The sequence below is a fragment of the Mesorhizobium tamadayense genome (assembly GCF_003863365.1).
GTDB lineage: Bacteria > Pseudomonadota > Alphaproteobacteria > Rhizobiales > Rhizobiaceae > Mesorhizobium > Mesorhizobium tamadayense.
The window spans coordinates 69,717-79,480 of sequence record NZ_RQXT01000034.1; the positions used below are offsets into that span (position 1 = coordinate 69,717).

General features: G+C 63.8%; 9 protein-coding genes. 2 read left to right on the forward strand and 7 right to left on the reverse strand.

Translation table 11 applies throughout. The features are described 5' to 3' along the window. Positions 1-72: 72 nt before the first annotated feature. The gene (locus EH240_RS24115) at positions 73-1,350 is read right to left on the reverse strand and encodes an acetylornithine deacetylase/succinyl-diaminopimelate desuccinylase family protein (RefSeq protein WP_125003283.1); all 1,278 of its coding nucleotides are present in this window, start codon (positions 1,348-1,350) and stop codon (positions 73-75) included. A gap of 255 nt (positions 1,351-1,605) precedes the next feature. Between EH240_RS24115 and EH240_RS24120 the strand changes: the two genes are divergently transcribed. Together EH240_RS24120 and EH240_RS24125 are read left to right on the forward strand one after the other, a co-directional pair. Further along, positions 1,606-2,037 (forward strand): L,D-transpeptidase, encoded by a 432-nt coding sequence (locus EH240_RS24120; protein WP_125003285.1) that lies wholly within the window; start codon positions 1,606-1,608, stop codon positions 2,035-2,037. A 198-nt stretch (positions 2,038-2,235) separates the two neighbouring features. Beyond that, positions 2,236-3,072 carry a hypothetical protein gene (locus tag EH240_RS24125; protein ID WP_125003287.1) on the forward strand — a complete coding sequence of 279 codons (837 nt, stop codon included), beginning with the start codon at positions 2,236-2,238 and terminating at the stop codon, positions 3,070-3,072. Between the two features lie 141 nt (positions 3,073-3,213). On the opposite strand, the gene EH240_RS24130 is transcribed toward EH240_RS24125, so the two are convergent. The 6 genes from EH240_RS24130 to EH240_RS24155 form a co-directional block, all read right to left on the reverse strand. After that, positions 3,214-4,200, reverse strand: coding sequence for a lipid A biosynthesis lauroyl acyltransferase (locus tag EH240_RS24130; RefSeq protein WP_125003289.1), 987 nt, complete (start codon positions 4,198-4,200; stop codon positions 3,214-3,216). A gap of 6 nt (positions 4,201-4,206) precedes the next feature. Next, complete coding sequence (locus tag EH240_RS24135) at positions 4,207-5,235, reverse strand: zinc-binding dehydrogenase (RefSeq protein ID WP_125003291.1); 1,029 nt, start codon at positions 5,233-5,235, stop codon at positions 4,207-4,209. A gap of 39 nt (positions 5,236-5,274) precedes the next feature. Continuing rightward, complete coding sequence (locus tag EH240_RS24140) at positions 5,275-6,546, reverse strand: beta-ketoacyl-ACP synthase (protein WP_125003293.1); 1,272 nt, start codon at positions 6,544-6,546, stop codon at positions 5,275-5,277. Positions 6,547-6,565: 19 nt separating this feature from the next. Further along, positions 6,566-7,756, reverse strand: a complete 1,191-nt coding sequence (locus EH240_RS24145) for a beta-ketoacyl-ACP synthase (RefSeq protein WP_125003295.1) — start codon at positions 7,754-7,756, stop codon at positions 6,566-6,568. Positions 7,757-7,807: 51 nt separating this feature from the next. Then, positions 7,808-8,089, reverse strand: a complete 282-nt coding sequence (locus EH240_RS24150) for an acyl carrier protein (protein ID WP_125003297.1) — start codon at positions 8,087-8,089, stop codon at positions 7,808-7,810. Between the two features lie 177 nt (positions 8,090-8,266). Further along, a complete protein-coding gene (locus EH240_RS24155; protein WP_125003299.1) occupies positions 8,267-9,412 on the reverse strand; it encodes a slipin family protein in 1,146 nt (381 codons plus the stop codon). Between the last annotated feature and the right edge of the window lie 352 nt (positions 9,413-9,764).

Below are 9,764 nucleotides of genomic sequence, written 5' to 3' on the forward strand. Positions count from 1 at the left end.
AAGCGTGATTTCGCGCGGGAGTAAATTGCGTTTCGTGCTGACGGGCAGCGCCAGGAGAAATGTTTTTCCCGATCAACCAGCCGTGCCGCGCAGCAGCACGTTGAGGCCGATCGCCATCACCTTGGCCGATTCCACCATGTCGGCGATGCCCACCCATTCGTCGGGTCGGTGGGCGAGATCGAGGATGCCGGGGCCGTAGGCGATGCAGTCGTAGATATGCCCGATGCGGGCAACGTGTTTCTGGTCGTAGGTGCCGGGCGAAATCACATAGTCCGGCTCGCGGTCGAAGATCTCCATGATGCCCTTCGCGACGGCCTTGACGACCGGCGCGTCGCGCTCAGTCATCAGCGGCAGCACCTCCATCAGGTCGCGGATCTCGTAATCGAACTTCTTCCGCTCGCGCTTCAGTCGTTCGAGGATGCTGGTGACTTCGCCCTTTACGGTGGCGAGGTCTTCCTCGAGCAGGAAGCGGCGGTCGATGGTCAGCCGGCAGGAATCCGGCACGTTGGGCGAGGGCAGCCCGGGCCGGAAGTCCTCGGTCTGGCCGCCATGGATGGAATTGATGTTCATGGTCGAGCGCCGGGCGCCCTCGGGCACGACCGGCATGCGCGTCACCTTCCGGTCGAGCGCCGGAAACAGCTCGTCCTCGAAGGCCTGCAGAACGGCGCCCATATGGCGCACCGCATTGTCGCCGAGGAACGGCATCGAGCCGTGCGCGATCTCGCCCTTGGTCTCGATCTCCGCCCACCAGACGCCGCGATGGCCAAGGCAGATGCGGTCCTTGTTGAGCGGCTCGGGGATGATGATGTGGTCGACCTTCGGCCTGGAGAAGTAGCCGAGCTTCGCCAGATGCGCGACCCCGCCGAAACCGCCGGACTCCTCGTCGACCGTCCCTGAAATCTCGATGGCGCCGGGGAAGTCGGGATAGATCTCCATGAACGCTTCCGCGGCGATGACGGAAGCCGCCAGTCCACCTTTCATGTCGCAGGCGCCGCGGCCATAGACCCTGCCGTCCTTCACCAGGCCGGCGAAGGGATCGACGGTCCAGCCTTCGCCGGCCTCGACCACGTCGATATGCGAATTGAAATGCACGCAAGCGCCGGGCGAGTGGCCGTCGAACCGGGCCACGACATTGACGCGCGGATAGCGCTCGGTGTCGCCGGGTGTGCCTTCGGCTCGGATGAATTCGGTCTCGAAGCCCAACTTCTTGAGGCGCGCGCCAAGATATTCGGCGCATGGCCGGTAGGCCTCGCCGGGCGGATTGACGGTCGGAAAGCGGATCAGGTCGGCGGTCAGCGCGACCAGGTCGTCGACCCGATCATCGACGGCCCGCAGGAGTCGTTCGTTCATCCGGCGGATTGAAAAAGCAACGCGGCGCTTTTGCAAGCTGCCTTTCGCCGGTTGCCAGACAATGATTGAGGCAGGCTCACGGGTTAAACCGTCGAGGGTGCGTGGCGCGCCGGCAACTATGGCGGGAAATCGTTCAAATTCGCCGCATCGGATTGGCGGTTTCGTCAACGAGTGTGTGGTACTTAACGCACCTGCCGGCAAAATGATGGAAAAAAACCACGTGATGGGCAGGGGCAATCGAAGGGGTTTGATCGCATGAAAAAGTCCGTTCTCATGGCAGCCGTGCTGGCAACCACCTTGCTTGGCACGTCTATCGCAAGTCGGGCGGCCGCGCTGGTCGCCAACATCGATGTGTCATCGCAGACGATGACCGTCAGCAAATACGGCCAGGTGCTTTACCGCTGGAGCGTGTCGACGGCGCGCAGGGGCTACTTCACGCCGCGCGGCAACTACCGGCCGCAATGGACGGCGCGGATGTGGTATTCGCGCAAATACGAGATGTCGCCGATGCCGTATTCGGTGTTCTTCCGCGGCGGCTACGCCATCCATGGCACCGGCGCTGTGAAGTATCTCGGGCGGCCGGCCTCGCATGGCTGCGTGCGCCTGCACACGGCCAATGCCGCGACCTTCTATTCGATGGTGAAGGAAGCCGGCTACGGCAACACGCGGATCGTCGTCACCGACTGAAAAGGGCCGGAGAGGGCACCGAAGCGCCAGCGACGGGTCGCTGCCGGCACGCGGCTCCTACTTCGGGAAACGTTGCAGCAATGCCTCACATGCTTAGAAAAGCAACGGCTTATGCTGCCTTCAATATTGCGGAAGCTGGTCCACATCACGTGGCAGTGGTAAATACGAAGCGTTAATTCTGGCTGCTTGGGGACTATGATGTATCGATTTCTTTTGAGCGCCGCGATCGCGGCAACCGCAACTTCGGCTTTCGCTGCGGATGAGCCGGTTATTCTGGATCAGGAACTCGCGCAGCCGCATATATCAGGTTATGGGGAGGTTTATCTCGGCGGTCTTTATTTCGCGACCCCCGGAGACGATGCAGATGGCACGACCGCGGGAGGTGCCGTTCGGGTCAATTTTCCGATCGACGCCCGCTGGAACATCCAGACCGACGCCGTGATCGATTCGCTTTGGATCGAAGGCGCGAACGTCTATGACTATGGCGGCGCGATCCATGGCTACTGGCGCGATCCGAGTTCCTATGCGCTCGGCGGCTTTGCCACGATCAATGGATTTGGCGGCGACATTGCCGATGAAGATCTCTACACCTTCACGGTGGGTCCCGAAGCTCAAGCGTATTTCGGCAACGTGACAGTTTACGGCCAAGTCTACTACGGGCAGTTGCGGGCCAGTGGCGAATCCGAACATTTCGACAATTGGGGCGGCCGTGGCGTGGTGCGCTATTTCGCGCAGGACGATCTGCGCTTCGACGGTGAGCTGGGCTTTTCGCGCCTCTCCGGCTTTGGCGCGCACTTCGATACGGTCTCGGCGGCATTACAGGCAACCTACCGGTTTTCCGGCACGCCTTGGTCCGTGTTTGGGCGCTACCAGCTGGATCACCTGACTTTCTCCGAAGCCTCGGGCAGCGTGAACATCCACAAGTATGTAATTGGCCTGCGGGCAAGCTTCGGCTCGGATACGTTGCTCTCCGAAGACCGCAACGGCGCTACTATGGATACGTATCGACCCAACTTTACGGTGCCGTTCCTCTAGGAATTGCGGGCCGGCTAGATCAAAGCCGCGAAGAGCGACCTTCGCGGCTTTTCCTTGCGCAGACGTCGGCACTCTTGCGCTCGGGCTGGGTTGATCGAGCCGGAGAACCGCGCCGAGCGATTTGAGATACCGCCCTCAGGCTCAGCCGACCTCTTTGGCCTGCCCGCGCTTGCGGCGGCGGCCGCTCATTTCCCAGCGCTTGTGGAACCACATCCACTGTCCGGGATCCTCACGCACCCAGCGCTCGACGACGTCGGCGAGCGACTGGGTGGTGGCGTGAACATCGACGCTGCCGCTTTCGGTGCGTGGCAGGGCGAGCTTGTCTTCGATCTCGAGGCGGAACCGGTTTCCAGGTAGCCTGACGCAGCGCGCCGGATAGACATCGCAGTCATAGTGGCGGGCGAGCATGCCCAGCACTGGATTGCTCTGGCAGAGGCGGCCGAAGAAGGTCGTCTCGACGCCGTTCGTGAATTTCTGATCGACCAGCACGCCGATATTGCCGCCGTTTTCCAGAATGGCGGCGAGCGCGAATGACGCGCCGGTGGAAGACGGCAGCAGGCCGCCCATCGACGAGCGGCGCGTCGAGTGGATGTAGTCGGCAAGATAGGGATTGTTGGGCGGGCGAAACAGCGCCGTGATGTTCATGCCGAATGTGGCCGCGGCAACCGGCAGCAGCTCGAAATTGCCGAGATGGCCGGTGAACAGTATATGCGGCTTCTTCTCGCCGGCGATCTCGATGAAATGCTCGACGCCGCGAACCTCGACCCGGCCCGGCTTGGCGGCATTCGGATCGAAATCGAACAGAGCGTCGAGGAAAATGTATTCGGCGGCAAGGCGAGCCATGTTGCCCCACATGTCCGACGCGATGGCCTCGATCTCGGCATCGCTCTTTTCCGGATAGGCAAGGCGCAGATTGTTCACTGCGACGCGGTGCCGTCCGACCATAGGCCCGATGCGGCGAGCGACGCGATCGGCGAAGTTCAGCGCGCTATCAGGCGGCAAAAGGCGCAGGAGCCAGATTATCGACATTGCAAGCCGCGCGACCAGCCAGTGCTCCATCTGGCGCAGCCGCCGGCCGTAGCGGAACATGAAGTCCCGGCGGGCTTTCTTGAGCACCTTGCCGACCATCTTGCCTTAGGAAACGCGCAGGATGATCTTGCCGAAGACGTCGCGGCCCTCCATGCGCTTCAGCGCGGCGCCGATGTCGTCGAAGCCGACTTCGGTATCGATGACAGGAGCGACGAGACCGGCCGCCATCTTGAGCATGGCATTGGCCATGTTCTCCATGCGGCAGCCGAACGAGCCGAGCAGCTTCAGTTGCTGCTGGAAAAGCTGCATCAGGTTGACCTGCGTCGAGACACCGGAGGTCGAGCCGCAGGTAACCAGACGGCCGCCGCGCTTCAAGGAGAGCATCGAACCGGCGAAAGTGTCGGCGCCGACATGCTCGAACACGACATCGACGCCCTTCTTCTTCGTCAGCTTGCGCACGACGCCTTCGAAACGGTCCTCGCGATAGTTGATGACATGATCGGCGCCAAGCGCCTTCGCCCTGTCGATCTTGTCGTTCGATCCGACCGTGGTGATGACCGTGCAGCCCATGCGCTTCGCCAATTGGATGGCGGCGGTGCCGATGCCGGAGCCACCGGCATGGACGAGAATGGTCTCGCCTGCTTCCAGCTTCGCGTTGTCGAACAGCATGTGCTCGACCGTGCCGAAGGTAACCGGCGCGACCGCAGCGCCGATCTCGGTGACGCCAGGCGGTGCAGGCACCAGCAGGCGGGCCGGCAGGTTGATCTTTTCCTGCGCGAAGCCGTCGAGATGGAAGCCGTGGACGCCGGAGACGTGCTCGCAGAGATTGTCGCGGCCTTCGCGGCAGGCGCGGCAGAGCCCGCAGGTGCGCGCGCCGTAGATCGACACCAACTGGCCCGGCAGGAGGTTGGAGACACCTGGTCCGACCGCCTCGACCTCGCCGGAGGCTTCCGCGCCGATGACCAGCGGCAGCTTGCGCTTGGCGAAGGCCATGCCGCGCCAGCCCCAGACGTCGATATGGTTGAGCGCCACCGCTCTGATGCGGAGCGTCACTTCGCCGAGCGAGGGCGGCGGGGGCGGCGGCAGGTCCACCGTTTCAAGGCGGCGGTCCTCGATAAGTTGCAATGCGCGCATGGGGCCTGTCGGGTTCTGTCAGAGCGGAAAGAGGTCCGCTTAGACCGGTTCCCGCGCCATGACAAGGCAGGTGTTCTGGCCACCGAAGCCGAAGGAATTCGACAGGACCGTGCCGACCTCGGCGTTGCGCTTCTTGTTCGGCACGACATCGAGCACGATCGCGGGATCGGGATTGTCGTAATTGATCGTCGGTGGAATGACGCTTTCGCGCATCGTCATCAGCGAAAACGCCGCCTCGACCGCGCCTGCGGCCGACAACGTGTGGCCGATCATCGACTTGTTCGACGAGATTGGCATCGAGCCGATCCGCTCACCAAACACGGTCGACAGCGACAGGTGCTCCATCTTGTCGTTTTCCGGGGTCGAGGTGCCGTGCGCGTTGACGTAGTCGATCTCGTCCTCGCTCAAGCCCGCGTCGGCAAGGGCGGCGCGCACCGCAGCGATCGCCGGCGAGCCGTCGGGCTTGGAGCGGGTGCGGTGGAAGTCGTCGGCCTTTTCGCCGCAGCCGCGCATGATGCCGAGGATGGTGGCGCCGCGGGCAAGCGCTGCCTCCAGCGATTCCAGCACCAGCGCGCCGGAGCCTTCGGCCAGCACGAAGCCGTCGCGGTCCTTCGAGAAGGGTTTTGACGCCTTCTCGGGGATATCGTTGTGGGTGGAAAGCGCCGAGAGCAGTGAGAAGCGGATCAGCGCCTCGGCGGTCGCGGAACCGTCGGCGCCGATCGACAGCGCCTTGTCGCATTCGCCACGCCGGATCGCCTCGACGCCGAGCTGAATGGCGGTAGCGCCGGAAGCGCATGCCGTCGATAGCGTGATCGGCAGGCCGCGCGTGCCGAAGCGGTCGGCGAGCCGGTCTGCGATGGAGCCGAACTGGGTGGTCTCGAAAATGTCGAGCTCCTTCAACGCGCGGGCCACCCTCAGCAACCTTTCGGAACCGCTTTCCTGCTTGTCGGAATTGTAGAGCGAGAAGCGGTCGGCCCAGTCGAGCTCGACCGGTGGCGAGGCGAGAAACAGCGGTCCGCCGAAATCTCCGGAATCGAGACCTGCTTCCGAGACCGCTTCCTGTGCCGCCGTCTCGGCAAGTTCGTAGGTGAGGGGGCTGGCACCCTTGGAGCTCGACGCCAAGAAGTCGACCATTCCTGAGATACGGGTGTTGAGGTGATCGACGGGAAAGCGCGTGATCGGATGGATACCGGATTTGCCCGCGGTCAGCGCCGCCCAGTTGTCGGCCTTGCCGACGCCGAGCGAGGTCACCACGCCGATGCCGGTCACGGCGACGATCGGCCTGCCCATGTGGTCGTTCAGATTGGCCATGTTTCTTATCTGCCTCGCTTCAAGCGGCCTTGATCAGCCCAAGGCCCTCGAACTGGTGATAGCCGATCGCCGTTGCAAGGACGGCCGCGGGAGTGCCGTCGAAAGGCCGCTCCACTGTTGCATCAAAGACAGGATAACCAGCCTTGCGGTCGACGGCGAGTGCTGCCAGCGCCACGGCGAAGGGGAACTGCGCTTCCTTCATATGGCCGGTCAGTGTTGAAAAGCCGCGTGCGGCGATCGCCGGATTGGCGTCGAGTATCTCCTTTTCCGCAGCGGTGGCGGCATGGGCGCCTGAGGCGCCAGAGATCGCGAGCAATTCGCCGTTCGGCAACGCAGCCTGGCTCAGCAGCTTGGCGATCTCGGCATTGAGGCCGCCCTTACGTCGCCTGGCGCGCCCGGACACGATAGGCCCGAGCTCGGCGTAGATCTTGCGTCCACGGCTTTTCGCATGCTCGCGCTGCTCCAGCACCAGGAAGGCGCCTCCCGAGCCCGTCACCACGCCACCGCCTTCCGCGCCTTGCCTTTGCCAGACCGGCCGCCAAGGGCCGCGATGCAGATAGCCCGCCAGTTCGTAGCCGAGCAGCATGTCGGAATGCTCGGTCTGGAACGCGCCGCCGACCAGCACATGGGTCGACTGGCCGGAACGGATGCGCGCGGCGGCCGTCTCGACGGCGGAGACGCCGGCGCCTTCCTCGCCCATGAAGGTGCGGGACGAGCCGGTGACCTTGTGCACAATCGAGATGTTGCCGGCGAGCAGATTGGAGAGCTGGGCGAGAAACAGCGTCGGGCGCAGTTCCGTGGTCAGCTTCTCGTTGAGCAGCACGTCGCGGTCGTTGCGCGTCTCGGAGGCCGCCAGGATGGCGCTGTCGACGGCCTCGTCGCGCTCGCCGCCGCCGGCCGCCACCACCATGTCCATGGTGGCGCAGAGCTCGTCATTGCCCTTGATGCCGGCGTCGTCCAGCGCAAGGCCGGCAGCGTAGCTGCCGAGCCGCTGCCAGGTCTCCATCTGGCGCTGGTCGCCGCGCTTGGCGATCTGCAGGTTCCAGTCGATCTCGGGCAGGGGATGGATGGTGTAGGGCGCGAAGCGCGTCGCATCGAGCACCGGTTCAATCCCCGGCCGGGTCAGCTTCTGCCAATGCGCGTCCGGTCCTTCTCCCAGCGAAGAGACAAGGCCGATGCCGGTGATGACGACGTCGCGCGGGCTGCTCATGAGCGGCTTTGTGGGTCAGGCTGGAGGCGGGTCAAGATCGGGCTCGGCAGGTCAGGCGACTTTCGCCGCGACCAGCGCGTCGATCTTGGCGCACAGGTTCTTCATGACGAAGTAGTCGTCGGTCGAGGCCTTGCCGTCATTGACCTCCTGCGTCCACTTCTCCAGCGGCACCTTGATGCCGAATTCCTTGTCGATGGCAAAGACGATGTCGAGGAAATCGAGGCTGTCGATGCCGAGATCGTCGATGGTGTGGCTTTCGGGCGTGATGGTGTCGATGTCGATCTCGCTGGTGTCGGCAATGATCTTGGCGACTTTCTCGAATGTGGTGGACAAGGGCTCTTCCTTCGGTTGCGGGCGGAATCTGTCCGCATCTTGTTTGGGCGCTGTCTAATCGGTTTTTCCGGGCAGGAAAAGGCCGAATGCACGGCGCGCAGATGGGATGCCGGCTTTGCGAACGCAAGAAGGGCCGCCGGTCGGCCCGGCGGCCCCTCCCATTCGACGTTCGTCAACTCAGCCTTCGCGGAGCTTGACCAGGTCGTTCAGCAGCCCGCCCGTTCCGTTGTGGACGGTCAGACGCTCGACCTTGCCGGCGATGGCCTCGAGAGCCTCGAGCTCCTTCAGCCGCAGCATCACCGGGTTCTCGGCCATCACCTTGGCCGTGTTGAGCAGCGAACGCGTGGCGTTCGTCTCCTCGCGGCGCCGGATGACGTTGGCCTCGGCTTGCTTCTCGGCCGAAACCACCTGGTTGAGGATCTCGCGCATATCGCCCGGCAGGATGACATCCTTGAGCGCGATATCGCTGACCTCGAGGCCGATCGCGGCCATATCGGCACGCACCTTGGCCGCCGCCTCCTCGTCGACGGTGATCTTCCTGTCGAGGATCTGGTCGAGAGTGAGCGCGCCAAGCGTCTTGCGGAAGGCGTACTGCAGGGCGCGGTAGAGGGCTTCCGAGAAGTCCTTCACCGTGCTCACCGCCGTCACCGGGTCAACAACCCGGTATTCGGCGGCGATGTTGACGCGGATCGTCACCCGATCCTTGGTCAGCATTTCCTGCCCGGCGACATCAAGCGACTGACGCTTGAGGTCGACGACCTTCACCTGAACCATGCGCCCGACATTCCAGAAGGCGTGCACGCCCGCCGCAAGCGTGCGGGTGTAGACGCCGTCCACGAACAGCAGCCCGACCTGGCCGTCCACGACCGGATGGAGGAACATGTGTTCCGCCTTCCGGGCCTGGCCGATCCGGCGCATCAAGGCCGGATCGACAGCCAGATCGGCGGCCGCGTCGACAGACGTCACCTTCCACGGACCGGCATCCGTCCACAGCACGAGCTTGGCGTTCGGAGTGAGAACGGCATAGAGGGCGCCGTCGCGCTCGATGACCGCAATGTCCGTGCGCCCGGTGCGAACGGCGGTGAAGTGACGCGCGGCCATATCCGGGAGCTTGTCGAACAATGCCTTCTCGTAAGCCGAAACGAATTCCGGGTTCTTCAGGTCGTGCCTTGACACTTCCAGGTTCCCGCGCCGGCTGGCGAGCCAATGCTCGCCCGGCATCAGGACACCCCGGATCTCGCCCTTGTAGAGGGCGACGGCCCGCTCATTTTCCTTCACGAGGACGCGCTGGCGTCCAAGCAGCTTTTCAAGAATGGTCTTCATTGTCTTCACTCCTGTCGGGCATGGCCCCATGCCAGGCGTCACGTCATGCGTCGAAGCGTCCTTTCGTTTCTCGTTTCACATCTTCACTGTTCCGGGCACGAATGATCCGGAGACCGGTGGCATGCGCGTACGGCGGGCCTTCGGGAGCGGATCGCGGGGCGGCGAAGCGGGCGCCGGAGCCCGAAGGCTCCTTTGCCGGCATCGCCGCGCCTTGATCGTCACCGCGGCCTGGCCGCGAGCCGACGGCGCAGGACATCGCGGGCCGGCGAGGCCGAAGCCCTGCCGTCCGTGAAATCCTCGCATTCCGGTCCCCGGACCGTTTTTCAGATAACACCGTAAAAGGGTGCCTTGG

Bases quoted from the DNA above. Each gene is read 5' to 3' on its own strand.
- EH240_RS24145 (WP_125003295.1), bottom strand. From the start codon at position 7,756: ATGAGCAGCCCGCGCGACGTCGTCATCACCGGCATCGGCCTTGTCTCT.
- EH240_RS24135 (WP_125003291.1), bottom strand. From the start codon at position 5,235: ATGCGCGCATTGCAACTTATCGAGGACCGCCGCCTTGAAACGGTGGAC.
- EH240_RS24130 (WP_125003289.1), bottom strand. From the start codon at position 4,200: ATGGTCGGCAAGGTGCTCAAGAAAGCCCGCCGGGACTTCATGTTCCGC.
- EH240_RS24140 (WP_125003293.1), bottom strand. From the start codon at position 6,546: ATGGCCAATCTGAACGACCACATGGGCAGGCCGATCGTCGCCGTGACC.
- EH240_RS24155 (WP_125003299.1), bottom strand. From the start codon at position 9,412: ATGAAGACCATTCTTGAAAAGCTGCTTGGACGCCAGCGCGTCCTCGTG.
- EH240_RS24120 (WP_125003285.1), top strand. From the start codon at position 1,606: ATGAAAAAGTCCGTTCTCATGGCAGCCGTGCTGGCAACCACCTTGCTT.
- EH240_RS24115 (WP_125003283.1), bottom strand. From the start codon at position 1,350: ATGAACGAACGACTCCTGCGGGCCGTCGATGATCGGGTCGACGACCTG.
- EH240_RS24125 (WP_125003287.1), top strand. From the start codon at position 2,236: ATGTATCGATTTCTTTTGAGCGCCGCGATCGCGGCAACCGCAACTTCG.